Source organism: Enterococcus hirae ATCC 9790 (genome assembly GCF_000271405.2).
GTDB classification, from domain to species: domain Bacteria; phylum Bacillota; class Bacilli; order Lactobacillales; family Enterococcaceae; genus Enterococcus_B; species Enterococcus_B hirae.
In genome coordinates this window covers 2392356-2411082 of the sequence record NC_018081.1, presented here as the reverse complement: position 1 = coordinate 2411082, position 18727 = coordinate 2392356, and the positions used below count along the sequence as shown (strand labels likewise).

Here is an 18727-nt window from a genome sequence, read left to right as displayed (position 1 = left end):
CTTCGCATCCTTGATTAATACACTGTCATTTTCCTCCTGTTCACAAAATTTGTCAAAAAAAGATACTTACAAAAGTAAAGTGATAAAATGGTCTGAGAGGTAAAAAGCACTAGGAGATCTTTGAAACAATTTCCTTAAGTAGAATAGAAAAAATGAACAAAACCTGGAAAGTTTAATTGAAACGATAGACAAAATAGCTTTTGACCGATAAAATAAATAAGACTTTTGTTTATTGTGGAAATTCAGGCAGTCAAATGAATAATAGATAATTAAAATAGGAGGACTTAAAGATGTCCATGTTTTTAGATCAAGTAACCATCGATGTGAAGGCCGGTAAAGGCGGCGACGGAATGGTCGCTTTTCGCAGAGAAAAATATGTACCTGATGGAGGACCTGCTGGTGGTGACGGCGGTCGTGGCGGTGACGTCATTTTGATCGTTGATGAAGGTTTACGTACATTAATGGATTTTCGTTTCAATCGCCATTTTAAAGCACAGCCAGGAGAAAACGGAATGAGTAAAGGGATGCACGGTCGGGGTTCAGAAGATACTTATGTAAAAGTCCCTCAAGGAACGACTGTCCGTGATGCTGAAACAGGCGCTTTGTTAGGCGATTTGATTGAAAATGGTCAAACCTTAGTCGTTGCTAAAGGCGGTCGAGGGGGACGAGGAAACATCCGCTTTGCTTCTCCACGAAACCCAGCACCAGAAATTGCAGAAAACGGCGAACCAGGTCAAGAACGCAGAATCGAATTAGAACTAAAAGTCTTGGCTGATGTTGGGCTGGTTGGCTTTCCATCTGTAGGTAAATCAACGCTGCTTTCAGTTATTTCTTCTGCTCGGCCTAAAATCGGCGCGTACCATTTCACGACATTAGTACCAAATCTTGGTATGGTAACAACTAGCGATGGACGCAGTTTTGCAGCAGCGGACCTTCCTGGATTGATTGAAGGAGCTTCTCAAGGTGTTGGCTTAGGAACGCAGTTTTTACGTCATATCGAACGTACTCGTGTTATTTTACATGTGATTGATATGAGTGGGATGGAAGGCAGAGATCCTTACGAAGACTATTTGGCGATCAACCATGAATTGTCTACTTATAATCTTCGTTTATTGGAACGACCTCAAATAATTGTAGCCAATAAAATGGACATGCCAAACGCAGAAGAAAATTTGAAAAAATTCAAAGAGCAGCTTAATAAAGAAAAAACAGATGAATTTGCAGACGATATGCCGATTTTTCCAGTTTCAGGGGTAACAAGAAAAGGCATTGATCCATTGCTGAATGCGACAGCGGATCTTCTAGAAGTAACACCAGAGTTTCCGTTATATGATGAAGAAATCGAAGAAGAAACAGTTCAATATGGATTCAATCCAGAAGGGCCAGAATTTAAAATCGATCGCGATCCTGATGCTACTTGGATCTTATCAGGAGAAAAAATTGAGAAACTATTCCAAATGACGAATTTCGATCACGATGAAACTGTTATGCGTTTTGCTCGTCAGTTGAGAGGAATGGGCGTTGACGAAGCTTTACGTGCCCGTGGAGCAAAAGATGGCGATCTAGTGAGAATCGGTGAATTTGAATTTGAGTTTGTCGAATAAGATTACGCATGCTCATGAAAAGAGCCCATGTTAACACTCAATATCAACAAAGCGTCAAACCAGAAAAATGGTTTGGCGCTTTTTTGGTTTAAGCAATGGTAGGATTTGTCTTTTGGTAAAAATTTTTAAGCTATCACCAATAGTATTCAGAAAGATTTTTTAATAGGAAAAATTTATATTTCTTATGTGTTATTTATTAAAGGGTTTTTCCTTTTGTTTTTTTAAAATAAAAGTTAGAATAAAGAAAATGAATAGAGGAGTGTTTTTATGAGCAAACGAGTGATTATTTTGAATTTCCCTGTAGAGAGTCAAGCTTACCAAGCATTTTCTGAAATCAAACGATTACACGCTTCTCGTGCCATCAAGGGTGAACAAATGGCAGTGATTAGTCACGATCCTAATGGAACGCATCAATTCAAAATAGAGGATTTTTTGGATTTTACTGGAAACAATAAATCTTCAAAAGGTGGTTTAATCGGAATGTTAGTCGGTGTCTTGGGAGGCCCACTAGGGATTCTTTTAGGCTGGTTTGCTGGCGGGATGATCGGTGCTACGCAGGATGCCAAGGAAATCCAAGATGCTCAGACAGTTTTTGATTTTGTGGGCAATAAAATTGGCGAAGGAGCAACCGGTTTGATTTTGATTGCTGAAGAAGAAGATAATCGTCCTTTGAACCAATTAGTCATGATGGATTTAGGTGGTGAAATTACTCGCTTAGATTATGAAGAGGTCGAAGAAGACGTCCACGCTGCCAAAGAAGTCGAAAAACAAACACAAGAAACGGCACGGAAATCGTGGAAAGACAAACATCCTCAATAAAGAAACGAACAGAATAAAGAAAGAGAAACGCGTGAAAAAGGCGTTTTTCTTTTTTTAGTACCAATAAAAATGCAATTATTTAGTAAGCAATACGGACTTTCGGTTGATTATCCGACACATTTCCCATAAAATTAATAGTGAGTTTAAAGAAAGTCAGGTAGATTATGGAATTACAATTTTTAGGAACTGGTGCAGGGGTACCTGCCAAACATCGAAACGTTACCAGTATTGCATTAAAACTTTTGGATGAAAGAAATGAAGTCTGGTTATTTGACTGTGGTGAAGGAACGCAAATGCAAATCTTACGTACCAACATTCGTCCAAGAAAGATTGAAAAGATATTTATTACTCACTTACATGGTGACCATATCTTTGGGTTGCCAGGCTTGTTAAGCAGTCGTTCATTCCAAGGGGGAGATACGCCCCTGGAAATCTACGGACCAAAAGGAATCGAAACATTTGTCAAAACTTCGTTAGCTGTTTCGCAAACACGTTTAGGCTATCCGTTGAAATTCATCGAGTTAGTTGAAGATCAGCCGATTTTTCAAGATCAGCATTTTTCTGTCTATACTAAAAAATTAGATCATGGAATTGCCAGCTATGGCTTTCGGGTTGTGGAACATGACCATAAAGGAGAGCTTCAAGTTGAAAAATTACAAGAACTGAATATTCCGGCTGGACCAATATATGGAAAGTTGAAAAAAGGAGAATCTGTTCAATTACCTGATGGAAGGGTTGTGGATGGGAAGCAGTTTGTGGGACCAGACAAAAAAGGGCGGATCGTTACGATTTTAGGTGATACGAGGAAGACAGCAAATTCAGTCGTGTTGGCCCAAGACTGTGATGTTTTGGTTCATGAAAGTACGTTTAACAAAAATGAAGCCAAGCTGGCAAAGAACTACTTCCATTCGACGACTTATCAAGCGGCTGAAGTAGCTAAAGAAGCAGCAGCGAAAAGTTTGTTATTAACCCATATCAGTGCGCGCTATTTAGGAAAAGCTGCGCAAGAGCTAGAAGAAGAGGCACGTGAGGTCTTTGCAAATACAAGGATCATGAAAGATTTTGATACTGTCGATATTCCATTTCGTGAGGAGGAAAAGAATGAATTTAGAAAATAAAGTTGTCTTAGTTACCGGTAGTTCTGGTGGATTGGGCGCTCAAATCTGTTATGAAGCTGCAAAAAAAGGTGCTATCGTCATTGCTTGTGCTCGACGCAGCCAATTGATTGATGAGGTTAAAGCAGAATGTCAGAGATTAAGCGGAAAGGAAGCCTATGCTTTTCCAGTAGATGTGAGTGATCCTGACAGCGTCGATCGGCTCTATGAACAAGTGATGCAAACAGTCGGACGTGTAGATGTGTTAGTCAATAATGCCGGCTTTGGCATTTTTGAAGATTTTTTAACTTTCGATTTAGGAAAAGCTTACGATATGTTTGAAGTAAATGTACTAGGTATGATGGTCTTAACCCAAAAATTTGCGATTGATATGGCTGAAAGAAGGCAAGGACATATCATCAATATCGCTTCAATGGCTGGGAAAATGGCGACGGCGAAATCAACGATCTATTCAGCAACAAAATTTGCTGTCTTAGGCTTTTCTAATGCCTTACGATTAGAATTAAGACCACTTGGAGTGGCAGTCACTACGGTGAATCCAGGACCGGTTGCTACTGAATTTTTTGATAAAGCTGATCCTACCGGCAGTTATTTAGAAAAAGTTAGTCAACTTGTTTTAGAACCGGAGAAACTAGCAAAAACAATTGTACGAACAATGGAACATCCAAAGCGTGAAGTGAATCGTCCTGTCCTTCTTGAAATAGCGGCTAAATTTTACACTCTCTTTCCGACTATTGGCGACTACCTCGCAAGTGGGATTTTTAATAAAAAGTAGGTGAAAGAGTATGAAAAAACAAAGTAGTGTGATTATTGGATTTTTGCTTGTCTTGATTATTGTCGTATTTGCTGTATTAAACAACAGAAATGTTCCTGTTAACTTTGGGATTGCTTCATTTTCTGCACCATTGATTTTAGTTATCATTGGTTCGGCGATTATTGGTGCATTGATTGTTTTTGTTACTGCATCAACCACTTTATGGCAACAGAAAAAACAAATCAAACAATTAAAGCAGGAACTATCAGATTATCAAGAGAATCTTGATAAGAAAATTGCTGAAGCAAAGGAAGAACAACAACGAACATTCCGAAATGAACGAGCAGAATTAGAAGCTGCTTATCAGGCAGAATTACAAGCAACGAAAAAACAACTACAACAAGCACAGTCGTCAACATCTGATACGCAGAAAATTTCAGCAAAGCAAAGCTATAATTATTTTGACTAAAGTTTCATGAACGAGACCAAAATAAAAGATGGCAGGAACCATTGTCATATTTGGCTGAGAAGTTAAAGGCTGAGTTTCGGGTTTGTCAAATGGTCTTCAAAAAGTGAGTAACGACTTTTTGAAGACCATTTTAATGTGTTTGTGGCTATCTTTCTTCTTTTTTTAAACTTTTCGTTTGCTATAATAACTAGGTTAGGGGTGAGCAAGTGAGACAAGCAATTTATGATTGGCAATTAAGTGAATCAGAACCGACTGAAATGTTTCTTCAAAGTATAAAGCAAGAGAATCTATCGCCTTTTATTGGCAAATTACTTTGGCAACGAGGCTATCGTGATGTAGAGAAAGTAAAAGAATTTTTGAATCCCAAACATCAAGAATTGCATGATCCTTACTTAATGCATGACATGGATAAAGCCATCAGTCGAATCCAAGAAGCGGTGATCAATGGTGAAAAAATAGTCGTTTATGGTGACTACGATGCAGATGGGATTACAAGTACGACAGTGATGAAAGAAACATTGGAGCTACTCGGCGCCAATGTCGAAACATTTTTACCCAATCGTTTTATCCATGGCTATGGACCAAACAAAGCCGTTTATCAAGAAAAAATTGATGCAGGTGCGCAATTGATCATTACAGTGGACAATGGTGTGGCTGGTCACGATGCCGTAGCTTATGCGCAACAAGCAGGTGTTGATGTAATCATCACAGATCACCATGAAATGCCCAGTGAATTACCTGAAGCCTACGCTATCGTGCATCCACGACATCCACAAGGGAATTATCCGTTTCCTGATCTAGCAGGTGTCGGAGTAGCTTTTAAAGTGGCAACAGCATTATTAGAAGAACCTCCTGCTGAATTTTTAGATTTAGTGGCGATTGGAACGATTGCAGACTTGGTATCAATGACAGGCGAAAATCGCACACTTGTTGCTTTAGGGTTAGATACGATCAAAGAAACCGAACGGATCGGTTTACAAGCTTTATTTAATGAAAGTGGCGTCTCTATGAAAGAAGCAGATGAAACGACCATCGGCTTTTCAATTGCCCCTCGGCTCAACGCGATTGGCCGAATGGGTGATCCTAATCCAGCTGTCGAGATGCTAGCTACCTTTGATGAGGAAGCGGCACTCACGTATGCCAAAAAACTCAACACGATCAATGAAGAAAGAAAAGCAGTCGTTGAAAAAATTACCCAAGAAGCATTGGAAATGATTGATGAAACGAATCAGATCCACCTTCTTGCCCATCCTGGGTGGCATGAGGGAGTGTTGGGGATCGTAGCTGGTAAGCTGATGAATGCCACTGGTAAACCGACGATCGTCTTAACGATCAAAGAAGATGGTACAGCGAAAGGATCTGGCCGAAGTGTCGAAGCCCTGAATCTATATGAAATGTTAGATGCGATGCGTGACTTATTTACTTTCTTTGGAGGACACCATGCTGCTGTAGGGTTAACGATGCCTAGTGATAATCTTCAAGAATTACAAAAACGAATGAATCAGTATGTTTCCGAACAAAAAATTGATTTGACAAAAGGCGCAGCTTTACCGATCGACGAAGTCCTTACACCCAAAGATGTAACCATTGAATTGCTTAATGAATTAAAGTTACTTGCACCATATGGTACAGACAATGCGGTACCTCACTTTCTGTTTCGCCAAATCTTGGCTGAAAATGTGAAAAGAATTGGTACGAGTCAGCAACATTTGAAGTTAACATTGATGGAAGAAGCTAGTCCGTTAGATGCGGTAGCATTTGGTTTTGGCGACCAAGAAGCTGAGCTGTTAAATAATCCAGTGGATATCGTTGGGAAATTAGCTATCAATGAATGGAACGGTCGGAAAAAACCGCAATTGCTGGTATCAGACTTTGTTGTTGATGGATTTCAAATTTTTGATTGGCGTTCAAAGAGATACCGTCAGTTAACGAAAGTTGATCCACAAACATTGTATCTTGCGTTTGATCGCTCTTCTTTAAAAGAAATCTCTGGACTGGCTACAGACAATGTCCACGTGTTCGAAAGTGGGGAACATATCAAGCAGTTGATCCACGATAATTCATATCATTCCTTGCTGGTAGTTGATTGTCCAAATGATTTAGAAATATTAAAAGAAATCCTTGCCTTTGGTTCTTTCGATCGAATGTACTTATTAGGGATTTCTTATGAAGAAGCTTATTTGAATGGAGTTGGTTCAAGAGAACAATATGCCAAATTGTTCAAACTGATCCATACACAAGAAAAAATAGATATTCGCTATAAATTAGGCTCAATTGCTCAATATCTAAAAATACCACAAAAATTATTAATTTTTATGATTCAGGTGTTTTTTGAATTGAAATTTGTTACAATAGAAGATGGCGTTTTGCAAAAGATCGCTAATCCCAAAAGTCATCCGTTGACTGATAGCGTGCGTTATCAGCAACGAATAAAAAAAATCAAAGTAGAGGAATTCTTATTGTTAAGTGATATTCCCTCTATTAAAAAAAGGTTAACAACCTAGGAGGAGACAAATAGTGGATTTAAAAAATATATTGCAAGTATTCCTGATTATCCAGCAAAAGGAATTATTTTTCGTGACATCTCGCCCCTTATGGCTGATGGAGATGCCTACAGAGAAGCAACGAAACAGATCGTAGATTATGCGAAAGAAAAAAGAATCGATATGGTTGTAGGACCAGAAGCGCGAGGATTCATCGTTGGCTGTCCTGTAGCTTACGAATTAGGAGTTGGATTTGCACCTGTACGTAAAAAAGGGAAGTTGCCTCGTGAAACGATCGAAGTAACTTACGGACTGGAATACGGTACAGATACATTGACACTCCATAAAGACGCGATCCAACCTGGACAAAGAGTCTTGATTTGTGATGACTTATTGGCTACAGGGGGAACGATCAAAGCAACGATCGAATTAGTAGAAAAATTGGGCGGTGTCGTTGTTGGCTGTGCTTTCTTGATCGAACTAATGGACTTAGATGGTCGTGAAAAAATCGAAGGATATGATATGATCACCTTGATGGAATATTAAACGATTTTTTGCTTAATAAACATTAAAAATAAATGTAAAAAGAAGTGGGACGTTAATCAGATTTTTTCTGACTAATTGTCCCACTCTCTTTTTTGTCAAGCAATCCCAAGTACGCTTGCTCACTATTTTTAGTTTGTGCAGGTGTATTTGTAAAAGTAGTCAATTGTTTTTTGATGGGGGGGAACAATCGACTACTTTTTTGTGCATGAGCCGTTTTCTGACTCTTACATATGTGTTTTTTTATTTCGTTATTCAGGATTCTTTATGGGTCAAGATCAAGAGTGTCTCGATCGATAATAGGAGTCTGGATAAAAAGTGTCATCATGAATCCGACGCCGTTCAGACTGACGGTATTTCTTTTCATCCCACAACATAAACCATAAAGAAAACAACGGAACAAAGATCAACAATGCTGTACGCATACCAAAATTACCAATAATAATGCCTAAAAATAATACCATTAATACTAAGCCAAGACGTCTCATTGATTTCATGATTTCTCACCTCATTATTTTATGCGAACAAAAGTTCGTATAATTAGTATACGAACTTTTGTTCGTTTTGTAAAGAGGGAAGAACAAAAAAGATCGAAATCTATGTGTGTAATACTCAGAATTTTTTTAAACCAGCACAGGTCATTTGCTTATTTACCGTATTCAAAGCAGTTAGCTGTATTTGATCTAAATCATGCCGCAGATCATGGTAGGTAAATGACGATTGTAGTGGTACCAAATGAAAAAAATCGAAATGGAAATACGACAAAGATCGACAAAAAAGTAGGAGATCGGTGCATTTTATTTAAGGAGTGAGGAAAGCACAAGAGAAAAAACTCAGGCCGTTTATGGACACTTAATCATCGTTTATCCATCTTAATGCCCATTAAAGAACCCGAGACACTTTGCCCCGGGTTTTTCAGTCTTTATTGATAGATATAGCAGTTACTGCAAATAAATGAGTATGCGAGTAAGACCTTCACTTAAGTCTAGTCAAAAAAATCGTCTTTAATAGATATGACTGCGGTAGAGCCCAACGACTCGACCTAAAATAGAGACTTGATCTAAAATGATCGGTTCAAGAAGATCGTTTTCCGGTTGTAAACGAAAATGATTTTTTTCTTTATAGAATCGTTTACAAGTCGCTTCATCTTCGGCGGTCATTGCAATCACGATATCCCCGTTTTGGGCAGTTTCTTGTTTACGGACAATTACATTATCTCCGTCTAAAATTCCTGCATTGATCATACTTTCTCCGCGGATCGTCAACATGAACAAGCTTCCATCTTCAGAAGAAAGGTTAGGAGGGATCGGAAAGAAATCGGACGCATCTTCAACTGCTAAAATCGGTTCACCTGCAGTGACCACACCAAGCACTGGAATCGTGGAAGGTTTTACCCCTATTTTGGCTAATCCTTGTTTTGTTAATTCGATTGCACGTGGTTTCGTAGGGTCACGTTGAATAAATCCTTTTTTTTCCAATCGTGCAAGATGACCGTGAACTGTGGAGGTAGAAGAAAGCTGAACCGCTTCTCCGATCTCCCGAACAGTTGGTGGGTAGCCTTTTTGGGAAACTTGCTCGTGGATATATCGTAAGACTTCGATTTGTCTGGTTTCGGTTTGTCGGGCCACAGAGTACACCTTCTTTCAATTAATAATTAAATAGTACCACATAAAACTACTTCTTTCAAACAAATGTTCGTATTTAAAATATTTTATACTAGTTGTTTTTTTCGTGATTTTTATATAATATGAAGTAGAGTAAAAAGGAGGACTTGCTATGTTATCACCGGAAAAAATTACCCGCATCAACGAACTGGCCCAAAAAAAGAAAACAGAAGGCTTAACAGCTGACGAAGAAAAAGAACAATTGGCGTTAAGAGAAGAGTATCTGTCTGCTTTTCGTTCTGGGATGCGACACCATATCGAAGGGATGAAAATCGTTGATCCAGAAGGTAACGATGTCACTCCAGAAAAATTGAAAGAAATCCAACGTGAAAAAGGCTTACATCGTCGAGGAAATAAGTTTCAGTAATAATTACTAAAAAACATTGCTTTTTCTAGACGTATCTAATAAAATTAGTAAGTAAGAAATAAAGGTAAAAAAACCTAAATTAATAGGAGGGGTTATTTTGTTCGACAAAATCGACCAACTTGGCGTTAACACGATCCGTACATTAAGTATTGAAGCAGTTCAAAAGGCAAATTCTGGACACCCAGGGTTACCAATGGGGGCAGCCCCAATGGCATATGCACTCTGGACGAAACATTTGAAAGTGAACCCAACGACTTCAAAAAATTGGGTTGACCGTGACCGTTTTGTCTTATCCGCAGGACATGGTTCGGCAATGTTATACAGCTTACTACATTTATCAGGTTATCAAGTCACAATCGATGACTTAAAACAATTCCGTCAATGGGATTCAAAAACACCTGGACATCCAGAGGTCAATCATACTGACGGAGTAGAAGCAACAACTGGACCGTTAGGACAAGGAATCGCTATGGCTGTAGGTATGGCAATGGCAGAAGCTCACTTGGCAGCAACATATAACAGAGAAAACTTCAAAGTGGTAGATCACTATACTTATTCTCTTTGTGGCGACGGCGACTTGATGGAAGGCGTTTCGCAAGAAGCAAGTTCAATGGCTGCTCACATGAAATTAGGTAAATTGATCGTATTGTATGATTCAAATGATATTTCATTAGATGGTCCTACTTCAAAAGCTTTCACTGAAAATGTAGGAGCTCGTTATGAAGCTTATGGCTGGCAACATATTTTGGTTAAAGATGGGAATGATTTGGAAGCCATCAATCAAGCGATCGAAGAAGCAAAAGCTGAAACTGAAAAACCAACATTGATCGAAGTCAAAACAGTGATCGGCTACGGAGCTCCTAAAGAAGGAACTTCTGCTGTCCATGGGGCACCAATTGGCGATGATGGAATTAAAATGGCTAAAGGAGTGTATGGTTGGGAGTATCCTGATTTCACAGTTCCAGAAGAAGTAGCTGAAAGATTCCACCAAACAATGGTTGAAGAAGGGCAAAAAGCTGAAAATGAATGGAAAGAAATGTTTGAAAACTATAAACATGCTTATCCAGAATTAGCTCAACAATTTGAAGATGCGTTTGCTGGAAAACTTCCAGCTGACTGGGATGCTGAATTACCTTCTTATGAAGTAGGCGAAAGTCAAGCTAGCCGGGTTTCAAGCAAAGAAGTGATTCAAGAGTTATCAAAAGCAATCCCAAGTTTCTGGGGCGGATCAGCGGACTTATCAGGTTCGAATAATACGATGGTCACTGCGGACAAAGACTTTACTCCAGAACATTATGAAGGTCGTAATATTTGGTTTGGCGTTCGTGAGTTTGCGATGGCAGCTGCGATGAACGGTATCCAGCTTCATGGCGGAACTCGTATCTATGGCGGTACATTCTTTGTTTTCGTTGATTACTTACGTCCAGCAGTCCGTTTAGCAGCTATTCAAAATACACCGGTCATCTACGTGTTGACACATGATTCAGTGGCGGTTGGTGAAGATGGACCAACACATGAGCCAATCGAACAATTAGCGTCTGTAAGATGTATGCCAGGTGTTCACGTGATTCGTCCAGCCGATGGGAATGAAACACGCGCTGCTTGGAAAGTAGCAATGGAATCGACTGATACACCAACGATCTTGGTTTTAAGTCGTCAAAATCTTCCAGTTCTGCCATCAACGAAAGAAGTGGCAGACGAAATGGTGAAAAAAGGAGCTTATGTACTATCACCAGCTCAAGGAGAAACACCAGAAGGTATCTTGATCGCGACTGGTTCTGAAGTGGATCTAGCAGTCAAAGCACAAAAAGAATTGGCAGCAGCTGGAAAAGATGTTTCAGTCGTTTCAATGCCAAGTTTCGATTTATTTGAAAAACAATCTGCAGAATACAAAGAAAGCGTCTTACCAAAAGCCGTAACAAAACGAGTAGCTATTGAAGCAGCAGCTTCATTTGGTTGGGAACGCTATGTTGGGACAGAAGGAACAACTATCACGATCGATCATTTTGGTGCTTCTGCTCCAGGAAATAAAATTCTTGAAGAATTTGGTTTCACTGTGGAAAATGTTGTAGCAACTTTCAACCAATTATAAAATGAGTTAAAGAAGTTTTACGACAAACGTTTAAGAACATCTGAAAAAAGGAGACTATTTTCAGATGTTCTTTTTTTGTAGTAGAAAATTAGAATAATGATTCGTGTTTAATATTACTTAATGTTTCTTTAACATTACGTTCGTGTTACAAAAAGAAAAATAGTAAAGATTGATTTGAGTTTCCCATAAATTAAAAGTATAATTTAATTAATTAAGATTGTTTAAAGATGGAAACTTTATCAAGAGTTTTTTATTTTTTTGAGGAGGAATTCGAATGCAAGAGCTGAAAACCCGCAGTGCCCGACACCAAAAGAATAAAAGAACCATGGTGATCAATAAAAAAGCGATTGCTCCTTTGATGGGGACAACTCTTTTAGTGGGGCCAATGATGGTTACAGCAGCACCGCAAAATGTACGAGCAGATGAGCAGGTCACACAAACGACTGCAGATCCACAAGCTTTCATCAATCAAATCGGTTGGGCAGCTTCTGAAGTGGCTGCAAACAATGATTTATATGCATCGGTCATGATTGCCCAAGCTTTATTAGAAAGTGCTTATGGCACATCTAGCCTGGCAAGTGCGCCAAACTATAATTTATTCGGAGTTAAAGGAAGTTATAGTGGTCAAGTCGTTTATATGGCTACAAAGGAATATCTTAATGGACAATGGGTCACGATGAATGAACCTTTCCGTAAATATTCTTCTTATTGGGAATCTCTGCAAGATCATGCCAACGTTTTGCGTTCAACTAGTTTTTCAATTGGAGACTATCATTATGCTGGTGTCTGGAAAAGTAATACCACGAGTTTTTACGATGCGACAGCATATCTAACTGGTCGTTATGCAACAGATCCGGGTTACGGAGCAAAATTGAACTCATTGATTAATACGTATAATTTAACCCGATTTGATACGCCTTCGTCCGGTACAACAACGACAAGTACAAGTACTACAACCACGACTACTACGTCAACTACCTCTTCAACAAGCGGCAGCCAGACTTATAAAGTGGTTTCAGGTGATACTTTGTGGGATATCGCACAGAAATTTGGTTTGTCAGTTGATGACTTAATGGCTAAAAATGGGATGACGATGTCTAACTATTCCTTATTAGTCGGACAAGAAATAAACGTTTAGTTAAATTAAGAGATAAAAACGGGAAAGGCTCTTCGCAGCTTTCCTGTTTTTTTACGTTGAAAAGGCGAATTATTCGCCAGAAGTTTCTTAGTTGTATTATCATTGAATAGAAGAAAATATTAAGGAGGAACTTAAAATGACACAAATTTATCATTCGATTACAGAATTGATTGGTCAGACACCGATCGTTAAGCTTAATCATTTGGTTCCAGAAGATTCAGCGGAAGTTTATGTGAAATTGGAATTTTTTAATCCTGGTGGTAGCGTAAAAGACCGGATTGCATTAAGTATGATTGAAAAAGCAGAACGGGATGGCCTTCTTAAGCCAGGAGACACAATCATCGAACCGACTTCAGGAAATACAGGGATCGGATTAGCCATGGTTGGGGTAGCTAAAGGGTATAAAGTGATCATCGTGATGCCAGAAACGATGAGTATCGAACGACGCTTATTGATGAAAGGTTATGGTGCTGAATTACTGCTCACGCCAGGTAAGGATGGAATCAGTGGCTCAATCAAAGAAGCGAAACGTTTAGCAGCGGAAAATGACTACTTCTTGCCACTTCAGTTTGAAAATCCAGCAAATCCTTCTATCCATGAGAAAACAACTGGACATGAGATTCAAGAGGCGTTTGGTGTGAATGGGTTAGATGCTTTTGTAGCAGGGATTGGCACTGGAGGAACGATTTCTGGTGCTGGTAAAGAGTTGAAGCGAGTCTATCCAGCAATTGAAATCATTGGAGTTGAACCAGCCGAATCAGCGATTTTAGAAGGGAAAGAAGCAGGACCACATAAAATTCAAGGAATTGGGACAGGGTTTGTGCCAGATACTTTGGATACGAGCGTCTATGATCGGGTAGTTTCTGTAACAGGGGATCAAGCGTTAGCCACTGCTAGAGAAGTTGGAAAAAAAGAAGGAATCTTAGTAGGCATTTCATCAGGCGCAGCGATTGCTGCTGCTTTGGCAGAAGCGAAAGTGTTAGGTAAAGGGAAAAAGTCTTAGCGGTTGTCCCAGATAACGGAGAACGTTATTTGTCAACTGCGCTTTATCAAGAAATGTAAAGAATTCTTACCACAACATTTAGACGTAATTAAGGAGATTTTTTCCTTAATTGCGTCTTTTTTCGCAATATTATGATTAATTTGAAATTTCTTTTCATGAAAAGTAGATTTTAAAAACTAAAAATAGTATGATAGGACGAGAATAACAACGCGGGGTGTTAAAAATGGAGAATAAACTATTAGTTGAAGAAACAATCGAAAAATTGAAAAAGGAAAATATACGGATCACACCTCAGAGGTATGCAGTTTTAGAGTATCTGATTGAACATCATTCACATCCGACTGCTGACGAAATTTATCGTGCTCTGGAAGATCGTTTTCCGAATATGAGTGTGGCAACAGTTTATAACAATTTAAGATTGTTTACTTCAATTGGCTTTGTACAAGAGATGAAATTTGGGGATTCATCTAGTCGATTCGATTTTAGTTCAAAACGTCACTATCATGTGATATGCGAAAATTGTGGAAAGATCGTCGATTTTCATTATCCTGATTTAGCGGATATCGAAATGGCAGCTGGTCGATTGACGAACTTTGAGATCAATGAGCATCGTTTGGAATTATATGGTCGCTGTCCTGAGTGTCAAAAAGAACAAGCGATTTAGTTTGCTGAAAGTATTGATAAAAATATGAAAAAATAAAAAATTAGTCAGTTTGATAAACAAATCACTGACTTTTTTTTATTTTTTCTCTTTCATTCACAAAGGTTATAGTGTATGTTTTTGTTTTCACAAGTAAATCGTGGATTAATCAGCAATTGCGCAGGAGAATGAACAGAAAACAACAAGGTTGAATTTGTGAATTCACAAGCATTAAACTGTTGTATCCGTTTTATTTTTGCTATATTTAAACTTGTCGAAGGACAAATCGTTAATCGGAGGGATTCACATATGAAAGTTGTAGTAATTGGCTGCACGCATGCGGGTACAGCAGCTGTTAAAAGTATCTTAAAAAATCACCCAGAAGCGGATGTTACTGTGTACGAGCGAAATGATAATATTTCCTTTTTATCATGTGGGATCGCATTATACGTGGGTGGTGTAGTAAAAGACCCAGCCGGTTTATTCTATTCTAATCCTGAAGAACTACATTCTTTAGGTGCAACTGTAAAAATGGAACATGATGTAACTGACGTGGATACTGAAAAGAAAACTGTGACAGCCAAAGATCTAAAAACTGGTGAAGTTGAAACAGTTTCTTATGATAAATTGGTAATGACTACTGGCTCTTGGCCAATCATTCCGCCAATCAAAGGAATTGAATCAAAAAATATTTTGTTATGTAAAAACTATAACCAAGCAAATGAAATTATTGCACAAGCAGAAGATGCCAAACGGGTGGTCATCGTAGGTGGCGGTTATATCGGTATCGAATTAGTCGAAGCTTTTGTTGAATCTGGTAAACAAGTTACATTGATTGATGGTTTAGATCGTATTTTAAATAAATATCTTGATAAACCATTCACAGATGTATTAGAAAAAGAACTTGTCGACCGTGGAGTTACTCTAGCATTAGGTGAAAATGTTTCTGAGTTTATTGCGGATGAAGAGGGTAAAGTGAAACAAGTAGCAACTGCTAAAGAAACTTTTGACGCGGACATGGTCATCTTATGTGTTGGTTTTAGACCAAATACGACATTAGTTGATGGAAAAGTTGATACGTTACCTAATGGAGCCATCAAAGTTAATGAATACATGCAAACAAGCGATCCAGATATCTTTGCTGCAGGGGATTCTGCTGTAGTAAGTTATAACCCAAGTGGTACCCAAAATTATATTCCTTTGGCAACTAACGCAGTTCGTCAAGGATTGTTAGTAGGAAATAACTTGACTGAACATAAAATGGCGTATCGTGGAACGCAAGGAACGTCTGGACTTTACCTATTTGGTTGGACGATTGGTTCAACAGGGGTGACAAAAGAGAGCGCACCTATGAATAATTTAGAAGTCCAAGCAACGGTCTTTGAAGACAATTATCGTCCAGAATTCATGCCAACAAATGAAAAAGTGATGATGGAATTGGTTTATGAAAAAGGGACAAACCGCATTGTCGGTGCCCAATTCATGTCGAAATATGATATCACTCAATCAGCAAATACGATGTCACTGGCTGTTCAAAATAAAATGACCGTTGAAGATCTAGCGCTATCTGATTTCTTCTTCCAACCTCATTTTGACCGTCCATGGAACTACTTGAACCTATTGGCACAAGCTGCATTGGGCGAAATCGAAACTGCGCAATAAGCAATCAGCGAATGGTTGAACATTGTTTATTCGCTTTATAGCTATCAACGAGAGGTTGAGACAAAAGTGTTCAGCATCAAGAAATAAGAAGGAATTTCCGAAAATTGCTTCTCAAATTTTTGGTAAATTTCGGTTTATTTCCGAAGATGCTACTTTTGTCTCACCGTTTATTCGTTTTTTAGAGATACTAGAAGAGACTGAGACAACTTTTGTCCCAGTCCCTCTTTTTTTACGTAAAGGTATCAACGGGTATTATCGAAACAAAAGAATCTTTTTTTCTAAAAATAAGAAAAAGAGATTCTTTTGTTTCTTTTTTATATGATAAAATTCAACTATTCTAATCAGGAGTGATGTTATGAACTTGTTTGAACGATCTTATATGTTGTTGGCACTCGCTTATGGGTTGGCTGATGCAGGAGATTTTAAAGCAGTCGGTGAAGAAGGAAAAAAAAATTATCAATTGTTATTCTCAACTTTTATTAAAATGCTTGAAAATGATGAACAGGAAGCATTGATTGACCGAGAGAAAAAACCAGCAATCATTGATTCCTTGAAAAGAACGATTAAATTTTATGAAATGAAAAATCCCAAAGAGTTACAGCAAATGATGGAAAACATGAAAAAAGATGATCCAACAGATTTTATAATTTTTCCAGCATATATCACTAAAAAAATTCAGGATCATGTATTTGGATTAATCCTTTATAGAAAAGAAGGACATTATTTAGTAGCGATGATTGATAAATTGGAAGATACGAACAGTGATCGTCCATCAGGTGTATTCACAACGATTCTTCCAGAAAAATTAAGTACTTTAAGTAAAATCATTTTCCAGACAAAATTTGAACATCACAAAGATAGTCGTTGCAATACAGCAAAAGTTATTCAGCAATTAGGCGAAGAAAAAATAGACCCTACATACCTCAACCTTAGTATGAGGGGATATAATGGAATGGCAAATTGTACGGTTAAAGAACTTTTTGGGACTTTTAGAGTCGTTCTCTACAACAGTCAGAAATCTATTTTTCAAGAGACAATAGCTACTGGGTTAAAAAAACTACCAGTAGAATTAAAAAGTAGAACAATTAAGCCAAAGGTAGGAAATACCAGAGATAATCGTAAGATGTTACTTGAAGCTTTTATAAAAGAAGCGAGATTTAATAAAAAACAAGTCAGTGCGTTGACTCATCTATATAACGTTTATTTAGAGCTTAAAGAACAACGAGAAAAAAGAATTGCTGAAAACCCCTATTATTTTTTGGAATACTCTCAGGGAGAATTTACAGCAAGTTTTACCAATAGTATAATCAACGACTCAAGTTCGCCGCTTACTTTCAAAAAAAGTCAATCGTTTGATAATTTTAAGGTGTTCACTTCGTCAAAAAGGCAATTACCAAACTTGGGGGAGATTTTAAAAGGAATACTTGATGAAGAAAATATCCATAAGAATCTTCATCATTTAACAAGAAATGCTAGTATAAATGCTAGTGTGAAAAATGAATTACATACAAGAAAACAACTGACATTAGATGATAAAAATCTGAGCGTCAGCAATAACAAAAAAACGATTGTATTGATTATTACAGTAAAATGGATGTCAAATCCAAGTGAAAGTATATAGATAGTCAAGTCTATCAATTGAATGAAATAATTTGAAAAATTACTGTTTTCTATAGTTAAGAAATAGCGTCTTTTTAATATGCCTAGGTTTGTAAGGGGATAAGTGAGGAAGTAGTTTGAAAAAATTTAGGTCTAAATAAGCACATAGATAACAAAGTAGACAAAATTTAATATTATTTTGAGATAAAGTATTCTTTTAATTCTTAGACATAAAAGCTATAAGTTGTCTTTCAATTCGTTTTCTGACAAAATAAATAGAGGATGATGCAGATCATGTCAAACTATAATGAGGGAGCGATCAAATGATGGAAAAAGAATACTTTGTACAACAAGCAGCATTTCTGGATGATTATAAAAAAGAAGCAAAAGATGAAACGATCAATGTCGATCAATTAGCTGATCAAGTAATCAACCAATTGAATGAAACACAAGAGGATTATTATCTAATGAGTGGGGAAGTAGCGAAAGATGGCAATTCCCATCGTTTCCCATTCAGTCGTCGCGTTTATTCAGATGAAAACGATGGAACAATCAATACGGAGTATACTTATGAAGGAGAACCTTACGTCTTGCAAACGGAAGAAGATAAATAAGCAGTTCTCTAATCATTTAAAAAAAGTTCAGGTTTTTCAATCGACTGATGATTGGGAAACCTGGCTTTTTTGCGACGGCACATGTTCCTTGATAGAGCGAATAGCTTATTTATTCCGAAAAGTGAAAAAGTGAAACAAAAATAAAAAACATATAGAAGTAA

General features: G+C 37.8%; 16 protein-coding genes and 1 pseudogene. 15 read left to right on the top strand and 2 right to left on the bottom strand.

Annotated features, from left to right (window positions below; genetic code table 11):
* The first annotated feature begins 290 nt into the window (after positions 1-290).
* From obgE to EHR_RS11430, 7 genes are all read left to right on the top strand, one after another.
* Positions 291-1604: a GTPase ObgE gene (obgE, locus tag EHR_RS11460; RefSeq protein WP_010719267.1), complete on the top strand. Its 1314-nt coding sequence runs from the start codon at positions 291-293 to the stop codon at positions 1602-1604.
* Positions 1605-1871: 267 nt separating this feature from the next.
* Complete coding sequence (locus EHR_RS11455; protein WP_010737501.1) at positions 1872-2423, top strand: hypothetical protein; 552 nt, start codon at positions 1872-1874, stop codon at positions 2421-2423.
* Positions 2424-2587: 164 nt separating this feature from the next.
* The gene (gene rnz, locus EHR_RS11450; protein WP_010737502.1) at positions 2588-3541 is read left to right on the top strand and encodes a ribonuclease Z; all 954 of its coding nucleotides are present in this window, start codon (positions 2588-2590) and stop codon (positions 3539-3541) included.
* Positions 3525-4313, top strand: a complete 789-nt coding sequence (locus tag EHR_RS11445; protein ID WP_010737503.1) for an SDR family NAD(P)-dependent oxidoreductase — start codon at positions 3525-3527, stop codon at positions 4311-4313. Before rnz ends, EHR_RS11445 begins: the two co-directional genes overlap by 17 nt.
* A gap of 10 nt (positions 4314-4323) precedes the next feature.
* Positions 4324-4761 carry a LapA family protein gene (locus EHR_RS11440; protein WP_010719263.1) on the top strand — a complete coding sequence of 146 codons (438 nt, stop codon included), beginning with the start codon at positions 4324-4326 and terminating at the stop codon, positions 4759-4761.
* A 206-nt stretch (positions 4762-4967) separates the two neighbouring features.
* The gene (recJ, locus tag EHR_RS11435) at positions 4968-7265 is read left to right on the top strand and encodes a single-stranded-DNA-specific exonuclease RecJ (RefSeq protein WP_010737504.1); all 2298 of its coding nucleotides are present in this window, start codon (positions 4968-4970) and stop codon (positions 7263-7265) included.
* Between the two features lie 30 nt (positions 7266-7295).
* Complete coding sequence (locus EHR_RS11430) at positions 7296-7790, top strand: adenine phosphoribosyltransferase (RefSeq protein WP_042970003.1); 495 nt, start codon at positions 7296-7298, stop codon at positions 7788-7790.
* Positions 7791-8065: 275 nt separating this feature from the next.
* Here the strand turns inward: EHR_RS11430 and EHR_RS11425 are convergent, their stop codons facing one another.
* Together EHR_RS11425 and lexA are read right to left on the bottom strand one after the other, a co-directional pair.
* On the bottom strand, positions 8066-8284 hold the full coding sequence (locus EHR_RS11425; RefSeq protein ID WP_010737505.1) for a hypothetical protein: 219 nt from the start codon (positions 8282-8284) through the stop codon (positions 8066-8068).
* A gap of 507 nt (positions 8285-8791) precedes the next feature.
* Positions 8792-9415, bottom strand: coding sequence for a transcriptional repressor LexA (gene lexA, locus EHR_RS11420; RefSeq protein WP_010719259.1), 624 nt, complete (start codon positions 9413-9415; stop codon positions 8792-8794).
* Between the two features lie 148 nt (positions 9416-9563).
* Between lexA and EHR_RS11415 the strand changes: the two genes are divergently transcribed.
* The 8 genes and pseudogenes from EHR_RS11415 (at position 9564) to EHR_RS11380 (ending at position 18566) form a co-directional block, all read left to right on the top strand.
* Positions 9564-9818 carry a DUF896 family protein gene (locus tag EHR_RS11415; protein WP_010719258.1) on the top strand — a complete coding sequence of 85 codons (255 nt, stop codon included), beginning with the start codon at positions 9564-9566 and terminating at the stop codon, positions 9816-9818.
* Positions 9819-9915: 97 nt separating this feature from the next.
* A complete protein-coding gene (tkt, locus tag EHR_RS11410) occupies positions 9916-11910 on the top strand; it encodes a transketolase (protein WP_010737506.1) in 1995 nt (664 codons plus the stop codon).
* 274 nt (positions 11911-12184) lie between these two features.
* Positions 12185-13048: a glucosaminidase domain-containing protein gene (locus EHR_RS11405; protein ID WP_010737507.1), complete on the top strand. Its 864-nt coding sequence runs from the start codon at positions 12185-12187 to the stop codon at positions 13046-13048.
* Positions 13049-13184: 136 nt separating this feature from the next.
* Positions 13185-14110, top strand: a pseudogene (gene cysK / locus EHR_RS11400) (cysteine synthase A).
* Positions 14111-14274: 164 nt separating this feature from the next.
* A complete protein-coding gene (locus EHR_RS11395) occupies positions 14275-14715 on the top strand; it encodes a Fur family transcriptional regulator (protein WP_010719254.1) in 441 nt (146 codons plus the stop codon).
* Between the two features lie 285 nt (positions 14716-15000).
* The gene (locus tag EHR_RS11390) at positions 15001-16353 is read left to right on the top strand and encodes an NADH oxidase (protein WP_010737508.1); all 1353 of its coding nucleotides are present in this window, start codon (positions 15001-15003) and stop codon (positions 16351-16353) included.
* Positions 16354-16708: 355 nt separating this feature from the next.
* Entirely contained in the window at positions 16709-17974 is a 1266-nt protein-coding gene (locus EHR_RS11385) for a hypothetical protein (RefSeq protein ID WP_014834687.1), read from the top strand.
* 304 nt (positions 17975-18278) lie between these two features.
* The gene (locus EHR_RS11380) at positions 18279-18566 is read left to right on the top strand and encodes a DUF5960 family protein (protein WP_014834686.1); all 288 of its coding nucleotides are present in this window, start codon (positions 18279-18281) and stop codon (positions 18564-18566) included.
* Positions 18567-18727 lie beyond the last annotated feature (161 nt).